This window comes from Bradyrhizobium sp. AUGA SZCCT0160 (assembly GCF_018130105.1).
Lineage (GTDB): Bacteria > Pseudomonadota > Alphaproteobacteria > Rhizobiales > Xanthobacteraceae > Bradyrhizobium.
In genome coordinates this window covers 182,768-204,558 of record NZ_JAFCMD010000014.1, presented here as the reverse complement: position 1 = coordinate 204,558, position 21,791 = coordinate 182,768, and the positions used below count along the sequence as shown (strand labels likewise).

Sequence of the window (21,791 nt, the reverse complement as noted above, 5' to 3'; positions counted from 1 at the left end):
CACCCCTCTGCCGCAGAGGCCCTATCCATCCGGAGCGCTTGCCAAGGGGGTCCGGTCGGGGCCGGGCTTGCCGACCACAACGCTGTTCGTGCCGGCAGTCTTCAGGCATGGCCGCCATTGTTGCGGTGCAGCTCGGAAACAGGAGCACCAGAGGGAGCGGGCCTCACGCCGCCAGAGTGTTCTCGACCAGCTTGATCCAGTATGACGTGCCGAATACGAGGGCCTCGTCGTTGAAATTGTATTCGGGGTGATGCAGCCCCGCGCTGTCGCCGTTGCCGCAAAAGATCAGCGCACCTGGCCGCTGTTCCAGCATGAAGGCGAAATCCTCGCCGGCCATCAGCGGCGGCATCTCGTTCACATTGGCGTCGCCAGCGATTTCCTTGGCGGCCCGGACGGCGACGTCGGTCTGCGGGATATGGTTGACCGTCACCGGGTAGCCGCGGTTGTAGGTCAGGTCGATCTTCGCGCCCGTGATCTGCGCCACCCCTGCGACGACCTCGCGCACGCGCTTTTCCACCAGTTTCCGCACCTCAGCGTTCAGGGTCCGGACGGTGCCTGCCAGTTCAGCGGTTTGCGGAATCACGTTGCGGGCATGGCCGGCGTGGAATTCGCAAATCGAAATCACGGCCGATTCCAGGGGATCGACGCTGCGCGACACGATCGACTGCAGCGCATTGATCAGTTGCGCGCCGACCAGCACGGAATCGATGCATTTGTGCGGACGCGCGGCGTGCCCGCCGTGGCCCTCGATCCGGATGGCAACGGCGTCACCTCCGGCCATGATCGGACCGGGGCGAATGGCGAAGCTGCCGACCGGAATGCCCGGCCCGTTGTGCATGCCGTAGACCTGCTCGATGCCGAAACGGTCCATCAGCCCGTCCTCGATCATCGCGACGGCCCCCGCGCCGCCCTCTTCCGCCGGCTGGAAGATCACGACAGCATCGCCGGCGAAATTGCGTGTCTCGGCGAGATAGCGCGCCGCCCCGAGCAGCATGGCGGTGTGGCCGTCATGGCCGCAGGCGTGCATCAGGCCCGGATTCTTCGAAGCATAAGGCAGGTTGGTCGCTTCCTCGATCGGCAGCGCATCCATGTCGGCGCGCAGCCCGATCACCTTCACCTCACCCTTGCCGGCGGGTCTGTTGCCCTTGATGACGCCGACCACGCCGGTGCGGCCAAGACCGGTGACCACCTCGTCGCAACCGAATTCCCGCAACCGATCCGCCACCAGCGCCGCCGTGCGGTGCACCTCGTACAACAGCTCCGGGTGTTGATGGATATCGCGACGCCAGGCCTGGATATCGGGTTGCAGATCGGCGACGCGGTTGACAATGGGCATGGAACTGATCGTTTTCTGGTTGAACGCTTGTGGCTCTGTAGCATGCAAGAGGCGAACCACCCAACAGGCCCGGCCGCAGAGGCTCCATCCACCCGGAAGCCTGCCAAAGTCGTCATGGCGGGCTTGTCCCGGCCATCCACGTCTGACTAATAAGTCTCAGAAAACGTGGATGGGCGGAAACCAAAGAAGATGCCGGGCAGGCTTGAAGGTGATTTCGACTACATCGTCGTCGGCGCGGGCACGGCCGGCTGCATCATGGCCAACCGGCTGTCGGCCGATCCCGGCAATCGCGTGCTGATCCTGGAGGCCGGCGGCAACGACAACTGGATCTGGTTTCACATTCCGGTCGGCTACCTCTTTGCGATCGGCAATCCCCGCTCCGACTGGATGTTCAAGACCGAGCCGGAGCCTGGCCTCAACGGCCGCGCGCTGGCCTATCCCCGCGGCAAGGTGATCGGCGGCTCGTCGGCGATCAACGCCATGATCTCGATGCGGGGCCAGGCCGCCGATTACGATCACTGGCGCCAGCTCGGCCTCACCGGCTGGGGCTATGACGACGTGCTGCCGCACTTCCTGGCGCTCGAAGATCATTTCCTCGGCAAGAGCGAACATCATGGCGCGGGCGGCGGCTGGCGCATCGAAGCGCCGCGGCTGTCCTGGGCCGTGCTGGATGCGGTCGGCGACGCCGCCGAACAGATGGGCATCCGCCGCATCCCCGATTTCAACACCGGTGACAATGAAGGCATCAGCTATTTCCACGTCAACCAGAAGCGCGGCCGCCGCTGGTCTTCCGCGCGAGGCTTTCTGAAACCCGTCTTGAACCGCCAGAATCTGCGGCTGGAAAAGAACGTGCTGGTCGACCGGCTGATTCTCGAGAACGGCCGCGCCGTCGGCGTGCGCTTCTATCGGGGCAACGAGCTCGTCGAAGCCCGCACCAAGGGCGAAGTCATTCTCTGCGCCGGCGCCATCGGATCGACGCAGGTGTTGCACCGTTCCGGCATTGGCCCCACCGACTGGCTGTCGCCGCTTGGCATCGACGTCACGCTCGATCGTCAGGGCGTCGGCCGCAACCTGCAGGACCATCTGCAGCAGCGCGCGATCTACAAGGTCGAGGGCGTCCGTACCCTGAACGAGACCTATTACAATCTGTTCCGGCGCGGCCTGATGGGGCTCGACTACGCGTTCCGCCGCCGCGGTCCGTTGACCATGGCGCCGTCGCAGCTCGGCATCTTCACGCGCTCCGATCCGCATCGCGAGCGCGCCAACATCCAGTTCCACGTGCAGCCGCTGTCGCTCGATAAATTCGGCGATCCGCTGCACCGCTTCCCCGCCATCACAGTCAGCGCCTGCAATCTGCGGCCGACCTCGCGCGGCACCGTGCGCATCCGCACCGCAGAAGCCGACAAGGCGCCCGCGATCGCGCCGAACTATCTGTCGACCGATGAAGACCGGCAGGTCGCCGCCGACGCCATCCGCACCACGCGGCGGCTGATGAAGCAGCAGGCGCTGGCGCGGTTCAAGCCGCAGGAATATCTGCCCGGTCCTTCAGTGGGCGACGACGATGCGTCGCTGGCAAAGGCCGCCGGCGATATCGGCACCACGATCTTCCATCCCGTCGGCACCGCGAAGATGGGCTCGGCTTCCGATGCCAGTTCCGTCGTCGACGAACGCCTGCGCTTTCACGGCATCGCCGCCTTGCGCGTCGCCGACGCCTCGGTGATGCCGACGATCACGTCAGGCAATACGAATACGCCGACGGCGATGATCGCGGAAAAGGGGGCGACGATGATTTTGCAGGATGCGCGCGCTTGACGAGCCCGGTTCGGATTTCGGTCGGCGATATTGAGTCGCGCATCGCGCTGGCGCGATGGGGTGCGGAGGATCGGGGTAAGCCGCCTGCGCTTCTATTGCACGGCACCGGCTTCGTCGCCGAGGTCTGGGACGACGTTGCCCGCGAGCTCGCGCAGGACTACACCGTCTATGCGCTCGACCGCCGCGGCCATGGCGACAGCCACAAGCCTGCGGCCAACCGCTATCACTTCCAGGATTTTGCCGAGGATGTGTGCCGCGTCGTCGAGGCGCTCGACCTCACCGATATCTACGGCATCGGACACAGCGCCGGCGCGACCGATCTGCTCTTGGCGGCGAAACTGATGCCTGCGCGCTTTGCACGGCTGTTCGCGATGGAGCCGACGGTGATGGATCCGCGGGCGGCTCGACCGGATGGCTTGAGCGATTTCGGCAAAAGCGCCGTGCACGGCGCGCGGCGCCGACAGGCCGAGTTCGAAAGCGCGGACGCCGCGCTCGCGCGTTACCGTGCCGCGCCGGCCTTTGCAAAATGGACGGAGAATTCGCTGCGGGCCTACATCCAGCACGGCTTCGCGCAGCAAGACGATGGCCGGGTCCGGCTGCTTTGCACGCCTGAAATTGAATCGGCCGTGCTGCTTCCGATCATGGAAGCGATGGAGCAGGTTTACGCGGGCGATGCGCGCGGCAATCCGTTCGCGTGGCTGTCCGAGATCGAATGCCCGGTGCGCGTGGCCGTCACCGAGCAGTCCTGGTCCATCTACCGGGAGATGGCGTCACGCGCGTTCGCGCTGCTTCCCGCCGCAAGCCAATGGACGTTCGACGGCGCCGGTCACAGCGTGGCGCAGGAAGCGCCCGAACTCGTGCTCCGGGCATTGTCGGCCTTCGAAGGACAAGACGGGTAGCGGGCGACCTCAACCTGTCGCTTGTCCGCCTCTAGGCCTGCGGAGGATATCGTTCGAACGATGGCAGTTCGTGCGCCTTCTCCATCCAGCCGATACGCTCGGCGACCTGGATGTGCGCCATGACAGGAACGGCATCCGGATCGTCATAGGTGCCGCTTTGCACGTCGATGATCCCGGGCAGCAGGTTCGCATTGACGTAGAACAGCCCGGTGCCGCAATTGGCGCAAAAATGCCGCCTGCCGTGTTCGGAAGACGCGTAGACCTTGGGTTCACCCTGCGTCACCTTGACCGCGTCTTCGGCGTACATTGCCCAGCCGACCATCGGCGCGCCGGCGTGCCGCCGGCAATCCGCGCAATGGCACAACGCATGCACGATCAGATCGCCTTCCACCTGATAGCGGATCGCGCCGCAATGACAGCCGCCGGTAATGCGCATCGGTCGTCTCCTGGTGATTTGCCGCGATGAGAATACTATGGCGCGGATCGGCCGAAACTGCGGCATAAACGCATGCGCGCCGCGCGGAATTGAGAAGCAATCTTCCGCTTGCTCGATGACAATTGTGTGTTGCGCGTTGGTGCTACGCCGACTTCCGCACGGCGTTGTCGACCAGAGTCTTGCCGAGCGACCAGATCGCGCCGGGCACCTTGTGGCTGGCGGCGATCACGTTGTCGAACGCCTTTTCGATCCAGCTGCAGTCTTCTTCAGTTATGACAAGAGGTGGCAGCAGCTTGATGGTGTGGCTGCCATGGCCGGAGACCTGGGTCAGGATCTTGTGATCCTTGAACAACGGCACCGTGATGAGCTGGCAGAACAGGCCCTTGTTGGCGGTCTCGAGCACGTTCCAGGAAGCTTTCAGCCGCAGCGATTTCGGCGGACCGAATTCGATACCGATCATCAGTCCCTTGCCGCGCACTTCCTTTAGCAATTCGTAGCCGGGCACCATGCGCGTCAGCGCGAGCCGAAGTTCGGCGCCACGCTTGGCGGCCTGCTCGACCAGCTTTTCCGCCTTCATCACTTCGAGCGTGGCGATACCGGCCGCCATCGCCAGATCGTTCTTTGCAAAGGTCGAGCCGTGCACGACCGCGCGGTCCATTTGATTGAAGATCTTGTCGAAGATGCTCTTGCGCGTCAGCAGCGCGCCGACCGGCACATGACCGCCGGACAGCGCCTTCGCCAGCAGCACCATGTCGGGTTCGACGTTCCAGTGTTCGACCGCCAAAAACTTGCCGGTGCGACCGATCCCGGTCTGGATTTCATCGGCAATGAACAGCGTGCCGTACTTGCGGCACAGCGCAAGCGCGCCCGGCAGAAACTCGTCGGTGGGCAGGTTGACACCCTTGCCCTGAATCGGCTCGACGATGAAGGCGGCGACCTGACGCGACGACAGCGCCTGTTCGAGGGCGGCGAGATCATTGAACGGAACTTGGGTGCATCCCGGCAACAGCGGTTCGAAGCCGCTGCGGAAATTCGAATCATCCATCAGCGACAAGGCGCCGTAAGACAATCCGTGAAAGGAATGGGAACAGGAGACAATGCCGGGCCGCCCGGTGGCGCCACGGGCGAATTTGATCGCCGCCTCGACGGTTTCGGCGCCGGAATTGGCGAAAAACACCTTGTCCAGATATGGAACATGTTCGAACAGACGTTCGGCCAGCACCCCGGCCAGCGTCGAGACGTCGAGCTGCACCAGATTCGGAAAATCGGCGTCGAGCACGCTTTTCAGCGCATGGCGCAACGCCGGATGGTTGCGGCCAATCGCAAAAACGCCAAATCCGCTCAGTAGATCGAGATAGCGGGCCCCGTCACGATCGAACAGGTATTGACCTTGACCCTTCTGAAAGCCGACATCATAGCCAATGGTCTTGAGCACGCGGACGAGCTGCTCGTTCAAATGGCGCGAATGCATGGAACTGCGCTGCGCCTGGCGCTCCACAAACATCTCGGAAACGTCTAGATTTGAACTTAGCATTCGCTACATACGTCGGTTGATGGCCATTTCGTCAACTGAAAACGCCCAATGCGGCGTTTTGACCCCTCTCGGACAATCTACATAAGCATAGGTTCGAACCATGTTGCACTGCCCAAGAACTGTCGCGCGCAGAATAGTTTTTTCCGGATTCTTTTTTGCCACAGGTGTTACTTCCGCACTGGCCGCCGACCCCACAGGCGATTGGAAAGTGGCCGACGGCGTCGCCAACATTCGCGTAGCACAATGTAACGGCAACATGTGGGGTGCCGTCGCCTGGGAGAAGACGCCGGGTGGCCGCGATGCGAATAATCCGGATGCCTCAAAGCAGAGCCGACCGACACTCGGCATGCCGATCCTGATCAACATGAAGAAGAAACCCGGCGTCGATGCGTGGGAAGGCCAAGTCTACAACGCCAAGGACGGACAATCTTACAGCTCGACCATCAAGCCGATTGGAACCGACCAGCTCGAGATTCAGGGCTGCGTGCTCGGCTTCCTGTGCGGCGGCGAGACCTGGACCCGCGTCGGGCCGCCGATTCCCTCAAGCCCCAGCAACAGCATGGCCAAAGGCGGCGCGCCGAAAAATCCGGCAGGCGCACCGAAGGCTGGCGCCTCGGCGACGGCGCCGGGTCTGACGCCCGCGCCCGGCTCGCCGGCGGCAACCGCCGCGCCGAAGACCACCGGTGCCGTGAACCCGGCGCCGGGTCAAAAGTCCGTTGCCGGCCAGAAGCAGGCGGCCGCCGATACCGTCGGCGATATCTGCCTACTCCCCGATATCGCGCGGTTTGCCCATTAGCGCAGGCTGAAACAGCAGCACCGCCGCCAGCGTGGTGATGAGCGACAGCGCCAGCAATTTACCCATGCTGGCGGTGCCGGGATGACTGGATAGCCACAGGCTTCCGAAAGCCGTGGCGGTCGTCAGCGCGCTGAAGAAGATCGCGCGCGTCAGGCTGGTCTGCAGCAGGTTGGTTCTGCCCGAGCGCCATGCCGTCACGTAGTAGATCTTGAAGGCGACGCCGATGCCGAGCATCAGCGGCCACGCGACGATGTTGGCGAAATTGAGCGGCAGCCCGATCAGCACGCAGATCTCCATCGTCACCGCGCCGGCCACCAGCAGCGGCACCAGCGTCAGCAGCACGTCGGTGACCCGCCGCAGCGCCAGCCAGAGCAGCACGCTGATCACGATCAGCGCCCAGATGCCGGCGTGGATGAATGCCTTGACGACGGTATCGCCGGATTTGAGAATCGAGACCGGTCCGCCGATCGCAGTCGGCTCGGCGGCGAGAACCGCATCGGCAAACTTGCGCAGGACTTCATTGTCGTTCGGATCACCCTTCGGCAGCGCCTCGACGCGCATCAGGCCGTCCTTGGTCTTCCAGCTGCTCACGAGTTCGGGCGGCAACGTCTTCAACGTGACCGGCTGGGCCTGCATCGTGTTCTTGAGTTGGTCGAAGGTTATCTTGAGCGGGATGACGAAAACACTCTGCGCCTTGTCGCGGACCGCTTGCGTTGATTCGGCCAGCTTCGCCAGCGCATCGGCCAGCCGCCGTGCCGCGACCGCGCCCGGGCCTTTGCCGTCGCCGGCGGTCTTGCGCAGGTTGTCGACCGAGCTCTTGAGCGCCTCGACGTTCTCGGCATCGGTCGGCGCCGCATCGACGGAATCCGGATTGAGCGCGGGGCCCACCACCTTGGCGGCCTGCGCGATCAGCTTCAGTTTGGCCGGCTGATCCTCCGGCACGAAACTGTCGAGCGACATCACGCGAAGCACTTCCGGTACCTTCTCCAGCTTCGCCTCGATCTTCTTGGCGTCGGCGTCGGAATTCGTCATCACGTTGATGGCGTTGGCGCCGGTGTTCGGATCCTTGCGCAGGTCGAGGAAGGTCGCGATCGACTCCACCTGCGAGTTGCGCAGATTGATCGGGTTGAAGTCGAACTTCATGAAATAGAGCAGCGGCAGACCGGCCAGCGAGACCAAAATCGTGCCGACGATGATGACGACGCGATGCCGCTCGAGAAAGTCGTCGACCGGCGCCAGGAAGGCATAGCCGACCGGCTCGCTTTCACCGGGAGGATTGAGCAGCGTCAGCAGCGCCGGCAACGTCGTGATGCTGGTGAGGAACGCCACCAGCATGCCGGCGCCGGCGATCTTGCCGAGTTCGGAAATGCCCTTGTAGTCGGTCGGCAGGAAGCACAGGAAACCGGCGGCGGTCGCCATCGCCGCGAGCGACAGCGGGACGGCCGAGCGGCGGGCCGCGCTCTCCAGCGCGAGCACCAGATCATCGTTCTTGAAGCGCTCCGAACGGTAGCGGACGCTGAACTGGATGCCGAAATCCACGCCGAGGCCGACGAACAGCACGGCGAACGCGACCGACAGCAGATTGAGCGAACCCACCATCATCAGGCCGACCGCGGTGGTGATGGCAAGGCCGACGAACAGGTTCACGAACACGGCGAAGATGATCTTGCCTGAATGCAGCGCCATCCAGAGGATCACGAGCACGATCACGACGGTGCCGATGCCGTTGACGATCGCGCCATCCTGGACGGTGGCGTATTCCTCATTGGCGATCGGAACCGGTCCGGTCAGGCGCACGCGCGCGCCATACTCGCCCGCGAAATTCAGCTCCTTGGCCGCCTGCCGGATCGCGTCCGTGGCGTCCTTGCCGGGCTCGAGCGCGTTGTAATCGAGCTTCGGCTTGAACTCGATGAAGGCGCGCTTGTCGGAATCGCCGAGCGGCTTGTCGCTGACGAGTTCGCGCCACGAGAACGTCGCCGTTCCCTTGCTCAGGATGTTCTCGACGGTCTGCGAGATCAGGTTGAAGGGCCGTTCCGTGTTGTCGAGCTTGACCTGGCCGCGCTTGATGCCGGCAAGGCCGGTTTCCAGCGCGCCGGTCAAACCGCGGATCGACGGATCACCGGCCATGATTTCGATCAGCGGGGCGGCGGCTTCGAGCTGGCCGGCGACCTTGCCGACCTCCTCCACGGGCAGGAACAACAGCCCGTTCTTCTCGAAGAACTCGCCGGAACCGAGCGGCTGAACCGATTCGAAATTCTTGGCATCGCCCGCAAGCTTGTCGGCCAGCGCCTTGGCGGCGGCACTGGTGAGTTCGGGGGTCGGGGCCTCGACGACGGCCAAAATCAGCTTTTCGCGATCGAACGCCTTCTCAAACTGGTTGTCGCGCTTGCGCCAGTCCAGGTCGGGCGAAATCAGCGTGTTGATGTCGGTGTTGATGGAGAAGTTGCGAGCCGCATAGAAGCCCGCGCCAATCGCGAGGAGCAGCGAGACGACGACGATGAGGGTGGCAAACCGCGTGCACGTTCTAACAATTGAGACAACCAGGCTGGTCAGCACATCATTTCTTTCTAAGTCTTAATAGGGAGCTTGCCGAAAACGTCCGCTGTCTAGCGGAGTTCCCGGGGGCGATCTACATCGGGCGATCGATTGTTGTGGTTACTGTCAGAGAGGCCCGCTCAGAGAAGGCAAAACGGGCCGAAATGGCATTGAGAAACCCCATATAGACGCCCAGTGCGGGCAAGAAAGTGACGAAACGGTGAGGTATGGCACTTAATTCAGGTATTATGATACTTCGGTCGACCCCAAGCCGAACACGGCCTTTTGCCTTCCGGCTTTTCTAGATGCTAATTTTTTGACACAAAGCCCTGTGCTTCCATGTGCTTGGGTGGATTACCCCCGGAACGGTGGTGCGGTTATTGCAGTTTGTTCGGCCGGGCCCGGCAGGACTGGCTGGACGAAGTCGTTTGAATGAATTTGGTGCAACTTGGGTAATGAGCGTCCCATGGAAGTATATCTTGCGCAGCCCCGCGGATTTTGCGCGGGCGTCGTGCGTGCCATCGAGATCGTCGAGCGCGCGCTGCAGAAATACGGTCCGCCGGTCTATGTCCGTCACGAGATCGTGCATAACAAATACGTGGTCGAAAGCCTGAAGAACAAGGGCGCGATCTTCGTCGAGGACCTGTCGGAAGTTCCCCCGCTCGCGGTTACCGTGTTCAGCGCCCATGGCGTGGCCCGCAGCGTCGAGGAGGAGGCTGCCGCCCGCGGCCTGCCCGTCCTCAATGCCACCTGCCCCCTCGTCACCAAAGTCCACAATCAGGGCAAACGGTATATGTCGAAGGGCCGGGCCCTGATTCTGATCGGCCATGCCGGCCACCCCGAGGTCGAGGGAACCATGGGTCAGGTTCCCGGGACGGTCCTTTTGGTCCAGAACGTCGACGACGTGGCCTCCCTGACGCTCCCGGTCGACACCCCGGTGGCCTATATTACCCAGACCACCCTCAGCGTTGACGACACAAAAGACATAATTGCGGCCCTCCAGGCCCGTTTTACAGATATTCAAGGCCCCGACATCCGGGATATCTGCTATGCGACACAGAACCGCCAATCTGCGGTAAGGGACCTGAGCAAGCTGGTGGACGTCATTTTGGTGGTGGGGGCCGCCAATAGTTCCAACTCAAACAGGCTTCGCGAAATCGGCACCGAGGTCGGGGTCGCGAGTTATCTCATTGCCGATGGCAGCGAGTTGAACCCTGATTGGCTGAAGGATGCGAAAGCCGTCGGCATTACGGCGGGCGCCTCGGCGCCCGAAGTTTTGGTCGACGACGTGATCGAGGCTTTGAGGCGTATCGGACCCGTCACGGTGTCGGTGCTTCCTGGGAGGGAAGAAAATATCGAGTTCCGGCTTCCAGCCGAACTGACTGCGGGCTGATCCATTCACGAGTTATGACGACTAAGGTCCAGAAAGAAATCCTGTAATGGCAATACCATTCTTCAAGGAGTTGCGTATCGGCGGCTATCTGATCAAGCAGAAGCTGCTTGGCCGGAAGCGCTATCCGCTGGTGCTGATGCTCGAACCGTTGTTCCGCTGCAACCTCGCCTGCGTCGGCTGCGGCAAGATCGACTATCCCGATGCGATCCTCAATCGCCGCATGTCGGCGCAGGAGTGCTGGGACGCGGCCGATGAATGCGGCGCACCGATGGTGGCGATCCCCGGCGGCGAACCGCTGATCCACAAGGAGATCGGCGAAATCGTGCGCGGCCTCGTGGCGCGCAAGAAGTTCGTCTCGCTCTGCACCAACGCGCTGCTGCTGGAAAAGAAGCTCGATCTGTTCGAGCCCTCGCCCTATTTGTTCTTCTCGGTGCATCTGGACGGCCTGAAGGATCACCACGACAAGGCGGTGTCGCAGAAGGGCGTGTTCGACCGCGCGGTTTCGGCGATCAAGGCTGCGAAGGCGCGCGGCTTCACCGTCAACGTCAACGCCACGATCTTCGACGGGCACGCGGCGGAAGAGATCGCCAAGTTCCTCGACTTCACCACCGAACTCGGTGTCGGTGTCTCGATGTCGCCGGGCTACGCCTATGAGCGTGCGCCGGACCAGGAGCACTTCCTCAACCGCACCAAGACCAAGAAGCTGTTCCGCGACGTCTTCGCCCTCGGCAAGGGCAAGAAGTGGAACTTCATGCATTCCGGCCTGTTCCTCGACTTCCTGGCCGGCAACCAGAGCTACGAATGCACCCCGTGGGGCATGCCGGCGCGCAACATTTTCGGCTGGCAGAAGCCCTGCTACCTGCTAGGCGAGGGCTACACCAAGACCTTCAAGGAATTGATGGAGACCACCGACTGGGAGACCTACGGCACCGGCAAGTACGAGAAGTGCGCCGACTGCATGGCGCATTGCGGCTATGAGCCGACCGCCGCCAATGCCGCGCTGGTCAATCCGTTGAAGGCGATGTGGGTGGCGCTGCGCGGCGTCCGGACATCAGGTCCGATGGCGCCGGAGATCAACCTCGATAAACAGCGTCCGGCGCAGTACATCTTCTCATCGGAAGTGCAGAAGCGCCTGTCGGAGATCCGCAAGGACGAGGCGGCTGCCGCCGCCGCCAAGCAGCAGAAGGCCTCCACGGCCGCTTGAAGCCTGCCGAGAGTGCAACGCGGCTTGTCCGCGTTGCGTGAGTGCTGAGAATCAAAAGAGCACAAAACAAAATGCCGTCGTGTTGCGACGGCATTTTTCGTTGCAGCAGACTATTTCAGCGGTCGTCAGGCGTTGGCCGCGGCCAGCCCCTCGCCGCCGGAGATGAAGCCGCGGCAGCCGCGCAGCGAACGCAGCGCACGATTGAAATCGATGCCCGTGGACACCAGCGCGCGCAGCGTTCTCGGATTGCGCGCGACGCCGCGCAGTATCTTGCGCAGGTCGATATCGCCGTTCGGCTTGATCGCACTCTTGGCCAAAGCCGGCAGCGCGCGGCTGGCAGGATCGGAGATGACGCGCAGTGCCGCGAACGGAATGCCTGCCTTGGCCGCATAGGCCGCCGCGATATGGCTTTCCATGTCGACCGCCGCAGCCCCCGTCTCCGAATGCAGCGCGGCCTTGCAGGCGGTCGCCGCAATGACCTGCTCCACTCCGGCCAGACCGCCGCGAATCACGCGCCGCCGCCGCAGCGCGGCGCTGGCAATCACTTCCTCGTTGAGCGCCAGACCGGCCAGAAAACGTGTATCGCCGGCCAGAACCTCGGTCGCGACCACGACATCGCCCGACTTCAGCGACGGATCGAGCCCGCCGGCGACGCCGAAAGAGATGACGCCCCTGAATGTCGATGAATCCAGTGTTGCGAGCAGCGCGCGCAATTGCTGCGGATCGCTACTGCTGCAGATCACGATCATGCCTGGACCGGCCGCAATGCGGGCCTCTTGTACCAAGCCTGTAACGATCAAAACCGGCCGCGGATCAATTTGATTGAGATCACCCGAATTGAGATCACTCGAATTGTCCACGATCGCGGCGGCCCCCGCCCCCCAAGTCACATCCCGACCCCTACCACCCTGCTGTTGGTGCTTCTCAAATTCCGATACCGCGCCATCGCCCAGAGCGGAAAGAACTTCGAGTAGCCATGATAACGCAAATAAAACACCCGCGGAAACCCCGTAGCCGTGTAGCGCGGCTCATCCCACAGCCCTTTTTCGGTCTGTGTGGTTTTTAGGTACTCCACACCGCGCGCAACTGCCGGGTTCCCGACTTCACCCACTGCCATCAATCCAAGCAAGGCCCATGCCGTTTGCGAGGAGGTCGATGGTGCGGCCTCGAATCCCCTGTAGTCCAGCCGGTAGCTGACCGCATCTTCGCCCCAGCCGCCGTCCTGATTCTGAATCGATAGCAGCCAATCGACCGCCTTGCGAATCATTGGGTCCTGATGGTCGACACCTGCGACATTTAGCGCACAGAGCACCGACCAGGTGCCGTAGATGTAATTCAGCCCCCAGCGACCGTACCACGAGCCTTCGGCAAGTTGGGTGCGGCGCAGATAGTCGATGCCGTCGGCAACAGCCTTGCTGGTTGCGGCGGTTTCGCCGAGTTGCGCCAGCATCGAGACGCAGCGCGCGGTGACATCCTCGGTCGGCGGATCGAGCAGCGCGCCGTGGTCGGAGAACGGGATGTTGTTGAGATAATATTCGAGATTGTTGACGTCGAAGGCAGCCCAGCCGCCATCGCGGCTCTGCATGCCCTCGATCCACTCGCGGCCGCGCGCGATCGCGGTATCATACTCGTTGCTTCCGGACTGCCGACGCGTGCGGTCCATGGCCATGACGACAACAGCGGTGTCGTCGAGATCGGGATAATGCGCATTGTTGTACTGGAACGCCCAGCCACCCGGCCGCACATCGGGCGCCTTCACCGCCCAATCGCCCTTGAGGTCGAGCACCTGCAGCGGCTTCAGCCAGTCGAGACCCTGCTTCATTTTTGCGAGCGTTTCTTCGCCGCCGGCCTCAGCCAGTGCGTGGCAGGTGAGCGCCGTGTCCCACACCGGCGACACGCACGGCTGGCAATAGGCCTCGTGCTCGCCGATCACCAGGAGCTTGTCGATGCCTTTGCGGGTGATCGCGCGCGGCGGAAAATCCGGTCCCTTGCCGAGCGCCTCGTACATCATGACGATGTTGGCCATCGGCGGATAGATCGCGCCCATGCCGTCTTCGCCGTTCAACCGCTCGTCGATAAAGGCAAGTGCCGCATCGATCGCGCGGGCACGAAACTTCTTCGGAAACATCGGTTCGACGACCCGCAGGACGGCGTCGAGGCTGCGAAACAGCAGGAACCAGCCCGTGCTTTGATGCGGCGCCTTCGCCGTCATGCCGACCGACTTCGGATCCTGCAGGAACAATTCGTCGATCCCGACACCTTTCGGATTCTTCGCCAGCGGCTTCAGCGCCGCCATCACCATCAGCGGCACGATCGTGGTGCGCGCCCAGTAGGAGATCTTGTTGATATGGAACGGCGACCACATCGGCAGCAGCATGATCTCGATCGGCAGCACCGGTACCGCGCGCCATGTCACCACGCCGTAGAAAGCCAGCAGGAAGCGAGTGAACACGTTGACTTTGGCGGCCCCGCCGCGCGAACGGATCGCCTCGCGCGCCCGCACCATATGCGGCGCATCGACGGAATCGCCGATCATCTTCAGCGCGAAGTAGGACTTCACGCTGGCGCTCATGTCGAACGCACCGTCCTGCACCAGCGGCCAGCCGCCATGATTGCCTTGCGTGCGCCTGATATAGTTGGCGATCTTGGCTTCGAGTTCGCTATCGACGGGCTCGGCGAGATAGTGGCGCAGCAGCACATATTCCGACGGGATCGTGCTGTCGGCTTCCAGCTCGAATATCCAGTGCCCGTCGGATTGCCGATAGCCGAGCAGCGCCTGCGTCGCCGAGGAGATCGATTTCTCCAGGGCGACGGGATCGACTGCCGCGATGGGGTCGGCTGCCGCGACGGGATCGGCAACAACGCTGTGATCGACGGAAGACATTTCGTCAGACATCCCTCTGTTCGCGATCGCGCACCGTAAATCCGGTCACGCGCTCATCCAGTCAGGCCATCATGCTCTGGCCAGAACCAGATCGGCCGCGCGGTCACCCGACCGCACCGATCCCTCGATGGTTGCCGGCAACCCCGTATCAGTCCAGTCGCCGGCGAGAAACAGGTTTTTGTAAGCGGTGACCGGGCCCGGCCGCAGCGCGTTCTGCTCCGGCGTCGCCTCGAATGTAGCACGGCGTTCGCGCACGATCTGCCAGGGGGGCAGTTCGCCCTGCACGCCACCTGCCTTGCAGACGTCGCGCCAGATCGCCTGCGCGAGTTCTTCACGGGGCATATCGACCAAACGGTCGCCATTGCTGATGGTGACCGACAGGCGCTGCGGGAATGCAAACAGCCATTCCACCAATCCACCGACGACGCCAAGGATCGGCGGCGCATCCCTTGGCGGATCGAAGCGGAAATGCGCATTGACGATGGCGCGAAATTTCGTCGGCGTCTTGAGACCCGGCAGCAACGACGCGGCGGGACGCGGCGGAACGGCGAGCACCACGACATCGTCAGGCGCCAGCGCAATCGCGTCGTCGCCGAACTTCAGTGCGCCGACATGGCTGCCGTTCATCGCGAATTCGCGCAGCTCATGCCCGAGCTGAACGCTGGCGCCCTTGTCCTGCAGCAGCTTGATCGCAGGTTCGATCAGCACCGAACTTAAGCCCTCGCGGGCGATCAGCGGCCGGCAGGCCTGGCCGCCGGCGAGCAGCGTTTCACGGACGATCGCGCCGGCGAGCCCCGCCGAACCCTCCGGCGGATCGACGTTGAGCGCGGCCAACAGCAATGGCTGCACCAGCCGCTGGTACAGCGTGCCCTCGCAGGGGATCGACTTGCCGACCAGTTTGTCCGCCCCTGCCCAGATCAGAGGCATCAGCGCGAGATAATCGCGCAAGGACGTGTCGGGCACCCGTCGCGCCTCGTCGAACACCCACAGCGGCAGCCGGCCATCACCGAGATCGAGCTGCCAGCGCTGGCCGGTCGAGACGTCGCAGAAAGGAAACTGCGCGCGCTTCGGTCCGACCAGTCCCGCCTCGGTGCCGATCGAGCGCGCATAGGCCAGCGCATGGCTGTTGCCCGACAACAGCAGGTGATTGCCATTGTCGATCATCAAGTTGGTGGCGGCGTCGAAATAGGAACGGCAACGGCCGCCGGTCGTTTGCGTGGCCTCGTGGACGCACACCCTGTAATTGGCGTTCGCCAGGCGGACGGCGGCGGAGAGGCCGGAAATGCCGGCGCCGATGATGTGAGCGGTTTTTTGCATCAGATGATCGCGTAACGGAGAAGGATGCCGATCTTGGCCATCTTGGTGACGCGGACCGGCGCGCGCGGCGCGGCAAAGCCCCGCTCCAGCAACAGCTCGAGGATGGCGCGGTAATATTTCGACATGATCCGGGGCGCACGCACCTTGCGCCGCGAATTGCGCTTCATGATCTCGTCGGCTTTCTCGAAATACGCCTTGGCCCGTTCCGCCAGCGGCTGGCAGACTTTCGGCAATGCGCGTTCGACGATCACCCTCTGCGGGTCGTTGCTTGTGATCCCGGCATGCAGCAGGGCTTCGCGCGGCAGATACAGACGGCCGAGGGTGGCGTCTTCATCGATGTCGCGCAGGATGTTGGTCAATTGCAGCGCGCGGCCAAGATGATGCGCGAGCTCGACGCCGTCATTCTCCGGAAGGCCGAACACCCGTACCGACAAACGCCCGACGGCGCTCGCGACGCGGTCGCAATAAAGGTCGAGCGTTGCGAAATCCGGCGCACGGATGTCCTGCGGCACGTCCATTTCCATGCCGTCGACGACGGCCAGAAAATCCTCGCGCTTGAGACCGAAGGTCCGCACCGGGGCGACGTAGTCCTGCAGACGTGCCGGCGGACGGCCCCGATAGAGCGCGTCGATGTCATCACGCCATTGCTGGAGGCCGGCGAGCCGTTCGCTCCGCGGTTCGTGGGAATCGGCGATGTCGTCGACCTGCCGGCAGAAACTGTAGATCAGGAACATCGCCTCGCGCTGGTCGCGCGGCAGGATGCGCATCGCGGCATAGAACGAACTGCCGGACGCGGTGGTGCCGTAACTCGCGTTGGCCGCCGCCGTCTCTGATGTCATGCGCCGGCCGCCGGTTTCGACACGGGCCGCCGGCCCACCGCGCGACGCGCAATCTCGCCGGCGACACCGCCGAGGCTTTGCGCCAGCAATTCGAGCGGACTGAGATGCACGCGCTCAGCGAGGGGATCGCGCACCTTCAGCAGGCCTACGATCTTGTCGGCAAAGGCCTGGATCACCGAGATCTCGAGGCCGAGGCGGAAATCCTTCACTTCGGCCGCCAGCGACTTGCTTTCGTTGAGCACGGTCTCGGTCCGCACCGCCAGCGCCTGCAGGCACTCCAGCAAAGCGGGCGGCGACTTCGCCTCGCCCAGCATCTCGACCGTAGCACCGGCGGCTGCGAGCGCGTCGCGCGGCAGGTAGACGCGGTTGAGGTCGCGAAAATCCTTGGCGCAGTCCTGCAGATGGTTGTTGATCTGCAGGCCGGCGCACAGCGCATCGGAAGCAGCCCAGGTCGAGGTGCTCTCGCCGTGGACGTCGAGCATGAAGCGGCCGACCGGCATCGCCGAGTAGCGGCAATAATGGATCACGTCGTCCCAGTTCTCGTAACGCAGCTTGGTGACGTCCATCCGGAACGCAATCAGCACGTCGAGCGCGTGGCGCGGTGGCATCTCGCGCGCGGCGAGCGCACGGCGCAGGCTGACCGCCTCCTTCTGGGTGTCGCCCCTGCCGAGCAACTCCGCTTCAAGGAGGTCGAGCAGCCTCAGCTTCTCGTCCGCCGGCAGCGTCGCGTGATCGGCGATGTCGTCGGCCGTCCTGACGAAATTGTAGAAGCTGAGAATCAGCGCCCGGTGACGCGGATGAATGATCCACGACGCGACCGGAAAGTTCTCGTCACGGTGGGTTTTTCCGGATCGCAGTTCGCTCGCGCTGGTCATCAAAAGCTGGCTACATTGGTCCAAATGGCGGCACGCGCCGATATCAGGCGCATGCGACGGATCGCGAGCCCCATATAGGGGAATACGCCGCCAAAACCAATGCTATCTGGGGCATCAAGCCCATGCCGCCGCTCCCGGCAAATACGCCGGAAACGGGCCTTGTACGACGGTTAACCGATCCGGACGGGGGTTATTGCCCGTGGCTTTTCAGCACCTGGTCGCAGGCCGCCGTGATCTTCGGACGATTTTGCTGCAGGCAGGCCAGGATGGTGAAATCGCCCTGATCGATCACGGCGCGGCAAAAGCGCTGCACGTCACGGGCGCAAGCCTTTTGCTCTTCCGGCGTTCCACTGCGCTGTTGCTGGGCGAAGGCATCCGATGACACCGCTATCGACAATAAAGAGAGAGCCAGGAAAAGTTTACGCATCGTATTCCTTCATTTCGGCAGCAAGAAATCCTGTTCCCGAATCGTGTTTCGGCATCGCCGGGACGGATTTGTTTGAAGACGCCGCGTAGCGCAGCAATGAGCCGACGACAAGCGCTGGTAAATGCGGCCAAATTTGCGGCGCTGGTGCCTATCGATTAACCAATTGATATATCACGTTTATTCACGGCATAACTTTCTTCTTGATTGGCTGTTGCGGACAGGCCCTCGCGAAGCTAGATGCTGCCAACGAAGCTCAACGGATATTTTTTGATTCCGTGCGTGAAAATGCCGCCTTTCGGGGCGCTATCGCCGCAAGTGGCATTTTGTCATTTGAACCTAACATATCGCGGGAACACTAAATCTTCGATGTGGGCGAGACGTGTCTTTGAAAGAGCGTCTATTTTGATGGGAAAATCACAATGAAAATGTTTGGTTCCAGTCTGTTTGGTCAGGCTCTCACGGCCGTTGGCGTTGGCGCCGCGCTGATGTTGTCAGTCTCCGCAGGCTACACGCAGGCGGGAGGCCCGTTTGCCGGTTTTGACGGAAATTGGGCCGGCGCAGGCACGGTCGCGCTGTCCAACGGCACCACCGAAAACATCCGTTGCAAGGCCGACTACAAGGTCAACGCCAACGGGCTCGGCCTGAAGCAGAACCTGAACTGCGCCAGCGACAGCTACAAATTCGTTCTCTCCAGCGACGTCACCAGCCAGGGTGACCGCATCTCCGGCAACTGGAGTGAGAAGAGCCGCAACATCTTCGGCAATCTGCAGGGCACCGCGGGCGGCGGACAGATCGACGTGTTCGTCGAGGCGTCCGGATTTGCGGCCAATTTGAACTTGCGGACCAACGGCACCAAGCAGATCGTGCAGATCAGTTCCAAGGGCGAAATCCGCGGCGTCAACATCACGCTGACGAAGACCTGATCGAGCGGTCTCTTAGGTAAAAGAGCCAGGTTCTGCTGATCAGAACCTGGCTCTTTTTCGTGTAGACGGCTTTTTGCAAAAGCGGCCGATCGGCTACTTTGCCGGCTTGGCGTGAGCGCCGGTGACGCGGATCCTGTCCGACAGGTTGATCAGGAACATCGACGTCGGCCGCAGGATGAAGAGATCCGCGACCAGTGCTGCGACCATCGAGAACGCGCTGAGCCAGCCGAACAGGCGCAGCGACGGCAGGTCGGAAAACACCGTCACGACGAGGCCGCAGGCCAGCACCACCGTGGTCAGGATCAGCGCCGGGCCGACCAGCACGGTGGCGCGTTCCACCGCCAGTTCCGGACTGATGCCGGGCTTCGACTCCAGCCGCAGCCGGTTCAGGAAGTGGATCGTCGCACTGAGACCGAGGCCGAACGACACCGTCAGCGCCACCACGCTGGCGAATTGCAGTCCCTCCCCGAGCAGCCACAGCACGGTGCCCGATGCCACCACCGGGAAAATCCCCGGCAGGATGCAGGAGAACATCACCACCACCGAGCGGAACGCGAGGCCAATGAAGATCGCGACCAGCAGGAATTCGATGGTGAGGCCGTGGTTGAGCTTCTGGATCATGTTGGCGCTGTTGCGCGCGGCGATGGCCGACAGACCGGTCACCGCGATCTCATAGCCCGGATGCTCGGCGCGCACCTTGTTGAGCGCCGCGTCGAGCTTGTCGACCACGGGAAGAATCTCGCTGGAATCGAGATCGGGAACGCGGCCCGACACCACTACGGCGTCCTGATCGGCCGAGATGAAGCGCCGCACCAGATGTTCAGGAATCACGCTGACATATTCCTTGAGCGTCGCGACATCGCTGCTGCCGGCCTTTTCGGCCAGCCAGCGGCGCAGCGTTTCCAGCGACCAGACGTTGCCGACGCCGGCCGCCGTTTCCACCATGGAATGGACATCGGCGATCGTCTTCAGGGTGTCCGCCGAATAGAGCGAGGCGCCTTTAGGGAATTCGATCAGCACGTCGATCGGGTTCGCGCCGGTGAGCTTGGCATCGAGACGGCTCGACGCCGCCACCGCCTGGCGTTTGTCAGGCACCTGGTCGGCAAGACGATAACGCGGCTCCAGCGTGGCGTAGATGTAGCCGAGGCCGGCGACCAGGATCACCGCGAGCAGGCTGAACAAGCCGGGGCGGCCGACCATGCGCACGGCGATCCAGTAACAGAAATTGCGCAGCGCCTGAACGCCGGCGTCGGCACCCTGGAATTTCACCGCCATGATCTTTTCGTTGCGCACCAGAAGCACGCCGAACGCGGGCACCAGCGACAGCACCGCGATCAGCGCGATGATGGTGGCGGCGAGCCCGGCCTCGCCGAACTTGCGGATCAGCTCGGAGTCGGAGAATTGCAGGGCGATGAACGAGATGCCCGCGGTGCCATGGGTGAGCACGCAGGCCGGCCCCACCACCAGCACGGCGTTCTTGAAGGCGGTGTATTTGTCCTGTCCCGCGATCAGCCGGTCGCGCGCGGCGAAGGTCAACTGCATCGAATCGGAGAAGCTGATCACCATGATGAGCGGCGTCATCACGTTGAGGAACATGTTGAGATTGAATCCGGCCCAGCCGAGACCGCCGAGCGCGAGCAGGATCGCGATGATCGGCGGGAACGCCGCGATGATCATGAACGATATCTTGCGGAAGAAGATGATCGCGATGATGCAGCCGGCCAGGATGCCGAGGATGTTGTAGGTCAGCCCGTCGCGCTTGACCGCGTTGCGGATCTCGAGCTGCATGACCGGAACCCCGGACAGCTGCGCGTTGAGCCCGCTGCCGGCGAGATCGTCGGCCATGATCTTGCGGATATCGGCGATCACCCTGGAGAGGTCTTTGCTGGCGACGATCGATGGTTCGAGCGACAGCACCATCAGCGCCAGCGTGCCGTCCTCGGACAGCAGCTTGCCGCGAATGATCTCGTTGGTCTTCACGGTCTCGACGAATTTGTCGTAGGCCGCGCCTTCCGGCAGTTCAGAGGGGAACAGCGCCGCCGGCAGCTTGCCGCGCTCCGGCGCCTGACGCGCCGAAAACAGCGAGACCAGGCCGCGCACGCCATCGACCAGTTGCAGGTCGGTGACCATGTCACGGATCTTCTCGAGATTGGGCCGCGCCATCAGCGCCTTGCCTTCGACCACCACCAGCACGTCGAACTCGGTCGCCGGGAAGCGCTTGGTGACGGCTTCGTACTGCTTGTAGTCCTTGGAATCGGAGCGGAACAGCTGGCTCAGCGAATCGTCGATCTTGATGCGCTGGATGCCGAAGATCGCCGCGATCATCAGGGCGGCCAGGATGAGGCAGGACAGGATGGGCGCCTTGACCGCGATCAGCCCCATGCGCTCGAGACCGAAGGCGATGCTCTGCCCGGGCGGCGGCGGCTCCTCGATCTCCTCGACATGGACCCGACTTTCGGTGTTCTTTTCGAGCATACCCTGTCCAGTTCTCACGTCGGCTTGAATTGTAGTTTGGGTTGCGGGCGCGGATGCGGCTCAGTCAGCCCCATATCTGATTGGCGCTGATTGGCGCTAGCCCTTG

Annotated in this window: 17 protein-coding genes; 6 read left to right on the top strand and 11 right to left on the bottom strand. The window is 62.9% G+C overall.

The genetic code is table 11. The features are described 5' to 3' along the window. Positions 1-163: 163 nt before the first annotated feature. On the bottom strand, positions 164-1,336 hold the full coding sequence (locus JQ558_RS22675) for a M20 aminoacylase family protein (RefSeq protein WP_212295168.1): 1,173 nt from the start codon (positions 1,334-1,336) through the stop codon (positions 164-166). Between the two features lie 189 nt (positions 1,337-1,525). Here JQ558_RS22675 and JQ558_RS22670 point away from each other — a divergent pair, with 189 nt between their 5' ends. Continuing rightward, complete coding sequence (locus JQ558_RS22670) at positions 1,526-3,148, top strand: GMC family oxidoreductase (protein ID WP_212295166.1); 1,623 nt, start codon at positions 1,526-1,528, stop codon at positions 3,146-3,148. Then, entirely contained in the window at positions 3,145-4,047 is a 903-nt protein-coding gene (locus JQ558_RS22665) for an alpha/beta fold hydrolase (protein WP_212295164.1), read from the top strand. The genes JQ558_RS22670 and JQ558_RS22665 overlap by 4 nt, the downstream gene beginning before the upstream one ends. Positions 4,048-4,078: 31 nt before the next feature. On the opposite strand, the gene JQ558_RS22660 is transcribed toward JQ558_RS22665, so the two are convergent. Then, on the bottom strand, positions 4,079-4,483 hold the full coding sequence (locus JQ558_RS22660; protein WP_212273608.1) for a GFA family protein: 405 nt from the start codon (positions 4,481-4,483) through the stop codon (positions 4,079-4,081). Between the two features lie 142 nt (positions 4,484-4,625). Beyond that, positions 4,626-6,017 (bottom strand): aspartate aminotransferase family protein, encoded by a 1,392-nt coding sequence (gene hpnO / locus JQ558_RS22655; RefSeq protein WP_212205211.1) that lies wholly within the window; start codon positions 6,015-6,017, stop codon positions 4,626-4,628. 100 nt (positions 6,018-6,117) lie between these two features. Between hpnO and JQ558_RS22650 the strand changes: the two genes are divergently transcribed. Further along, entirely contained in the window at positions 6,118-6,813 is a 696-nt protein-coding gene (locus JQ558_RS22650; RefSeq protein WP_212295162.1) for a DUF2147 domain-containing protein, read from the top strand. On the opposite strand, the gene JQ558_RS22645 is transcribed toward JQ558_RS22650, so the two are convergent. Next, positions 6,781-9,369, bottom strand: coding sequence for an MMPL family transporter (locus JQ558_RS22645; RefSeq protein ID WP_212205201.1), 2,589 nt, complete (start codon positions 9,367-9,369; stop codon positions 6,781-6,783). The two genes, JQ558_RS22650 and JQ558_RS22645, sit on opposite strands and share 33 nt — an antisense overlap. A gap of 445 nt (positions 9,370-9,814) precedes the next feature. Between JQ558_RS22645 and ispH the strand changes: the two genes are divergently transcribed. Together ispH and hpnH are read left to right on the top strand one after the other, a co-directional pair. Further along, complete coding sequence (gene ispH / locus JQ558_RS22640) at positions 9,815-10,741, top strand: 4-hydroxy-3-methylbut-2-enyl diphosphate reductase (protein ID WP_212033344.1); 927 nt, start codon at positions 9,815-9,817, stop codon at positions 10,739-10,741. A gap of 46 nt (positions 10,742-10,787) precedes the next feature. Beyond that, positions 10,788-11,945 carry an adenosyl-hopene transferase HpnH gene (hpnH, locus tag JQ558_RS22635; RefSeq protein WP_212295160.1) on the top strand — a complete coding sequence of 386 codons (1,158 nt, stop codon included), beginning with the start codon at positions 10,788-10,790 and terminating at the stop codon, positions 11,943-11,945. A gap of 125 nt (positions 11,946-12,070) precedes the next feature. Here hpnH and JQ558_RS22630 read toward each other — a convergent pair whose 3' ends face one another. The 6 genes from JQ558_RS22630 to JQ558_RS22605 all read right to left on the bottom strand — a co-directional run bounded on the left by JQ558_RS22630 (position 12,071) and on the right by JQ558_RS22605 (position 18,287). Further along, complete coding sequence (locus JQ558_RS22630) at positions 12,071-12,805, bottom strand: phosphorylase (RefSeq protein ID WP_312014675.1); 735 nt, start codon at positions 12,803-12,805, stop codon at positions 12,071-12,073. 26 nt (positions 12,806-12,831) lie between these two features. Then, the gene (shc, locus tag JQ558_RS22625) at positions 12,832-14,829 is read right to left on the bottom strand and encodes a squalene--hopene cyclase (RefSeq protein WP_212205190.1); all 1,998 of its coding nucleotides are present in this window, start codon (positions 14,827-14,829) and stop codon (positions 12,832-12,834) included. A 69-nt stretch (positions 14,830-14,898) separates the two neighbouring features. Next, positions 14,899-16,146 (bottom strand): hydroxysqualene dehydroxylase HpnE, encoded by a 1,248-nt coding sequence (hpnE, locus tag JQ558_RS22620; RefSeq protein WP_212273612.1) that lies wholly within the window; start codon positions 16,144-16,146, stop codon positions 14,899-14,901. Further along, positions 16,146-16,985 (bottom strand): presqualene diphosphate synthase HpnD, encoded by an 840-nt coding sequence (gene hpnD / locus JQ558_RS22615; protein WP_212205185.1) that lies wholly within the window; start codon positions 16,983-16,985, stop codon positions 16,146-16,148. Before hpnD ends, hpnE begins: the two co-directional genes overlap by 1 nt. Next, positions 16,982-17,860, bottom strand: a complete 879-nt coding sequence (hpnC, locus tag JQ558_RS22610; RefSeq protein ID WP_212295158.1) for a squalene synthase HpnC — start codon at positions 17,858-17,860, stop codon at positions 16,982-16,984. Before hpnC ends, hpnD begins: the two co-directional genes overlap by 4 nt. Positions 17,861-18,050: 190 nt before the next feature. Next, positions 18,051-18,287, bottom strand: coding sequence for a hypothetical protein (locus JQ558_RS22605; protein ID WP_212205172.1), 237 nt, complete (start codon positions 18,285-18,287; stop codon positions 18,051-18,053). A gap of 419 nt (positions 18,288-18,706) precedes the next feature. Here JQ558_RS22605 and JQ558_RS22600 point away from each other — a divergent pair, with 419 nt between their 5' ends. Continuing rightward, on the top strand, positions 18,707-19,210 hold the full coding sequence (locus tag JQ558_RS22600; protein WP_192737358.1) for a hypothetical protein: 504 nt from the start codon (positions 18,707-18,709) through the stop codon (positions 19,208-19,210). A 93-nt stretch (positions 19,211-19,303) separates the two neighbouring features. Here JQ558_RS22600 and JQ558_RS22595 read toward each other — a convergent pair whose 3' ends face one another. After that, on the bottom strand, positions 19,304-21,685 hold the full coding sequence (locus JQ558_RS22595) for an RND family transporter (protein WP_212295156.1): 2,382 nt from the start codon (positions 21,683-21,685) through the stop codon (positions 19,304-19,306). Positions 21,686-21,791: the final 106 nt, after the last annotated feature.

Coding starts and splice junctions, on each gene's coding strand:
- JQ558_RS22660 (WP_212273608.1), bottom strand. CDS start 4,483: ATGCGCATTACCGGCGGCTGTCATTGCGGCGCGATCCGCTATCAGGTG.
- hpnD (WP_212205185.1), bottom strand. CDS start 16,985: ATGACATCAGAGACGGCGGCGGCCAACGCGAGTTACGGCACCACCGCG.
- JQ558_RS22675 (WP_212295168.1), bottom strand. CDS start 1,336: ATGCCCATTGTCAACCGCGTCGCCGATCTGCAACCCGATATCCAGGCC.
- hpnC (WP_212295158.1), bottom strand. CDS start 17,860: ATGACCAGCGCGAGCGAACTGCGATCCGGAAAAACCCACCGTGACGAG.
- JQ558_RS22595 (WP_212295156.1), bottom strand. CDS start 21,685: ATGCTCGAAAAGAACACCGAAAGTCGGGTCCATGTCGAGGAGATCGAG.
- shc (WP_212205190.1), bottom strand. CDS start 14,829: ATGTCTTCCGTCGATCACAGCGTTGTTGCCGATCCCGTCGCGGCAGCC.
- hpnO (WP_212205211.1), bottom strand. CDS start 6,017: ATGCTAAGTTCAAATCTAGACGTTTCCGAGATGTTTGTGGAGCGCCAG.
- JQ558_RS22650 (WP_212295162.1), top strand. CDS start 6,118: ATGTTGCACTGCCCAAGAACTGTCGCGCGCAGAATAGTTTTTTCCGGA.
- JQ558_RS22670 (WP_212295166.1), top strand. CDS start 1,526: ATGCCGGGCAGGCTTGAAGGTGATTTCGACTACATCGTCGTCGGCGCG.
- ispH (WP_212033344.1), top strand. CDS start 9,815: ATGGAAGTATATCTTGCGCAGCCCCGCGGATTTTGCGCGGGCGTCGTG.
- hpnE (WP_212273612.1), bottom strand. CDS start 16,146: ATGCAAAAAACCGCTCACATCATCGGCGCCGGCATTTCCGGCCTCTCC.
- hpnH (WP_212295160.1), top strand. CDS start 10,788: ATGGCAATACCATTCTTCAAGGAGTTGCGTATCGGCGGCTATCTGATC.
- JQ558_RS22605 (WP_212205172.1), bottom strand. CDS start 18,287: ATGCGTAAACTTTTCCTGGCTCTCTCTTTATTGTCGATAGCGGTGTCA.
- JQ558_RS22600 (WP_192737358.1), top strand. CDS start 18,707: ATGAAAATGTTTGGTTCCAGTCTGTTTGGTCAGGCTCTCACGGCCGTT.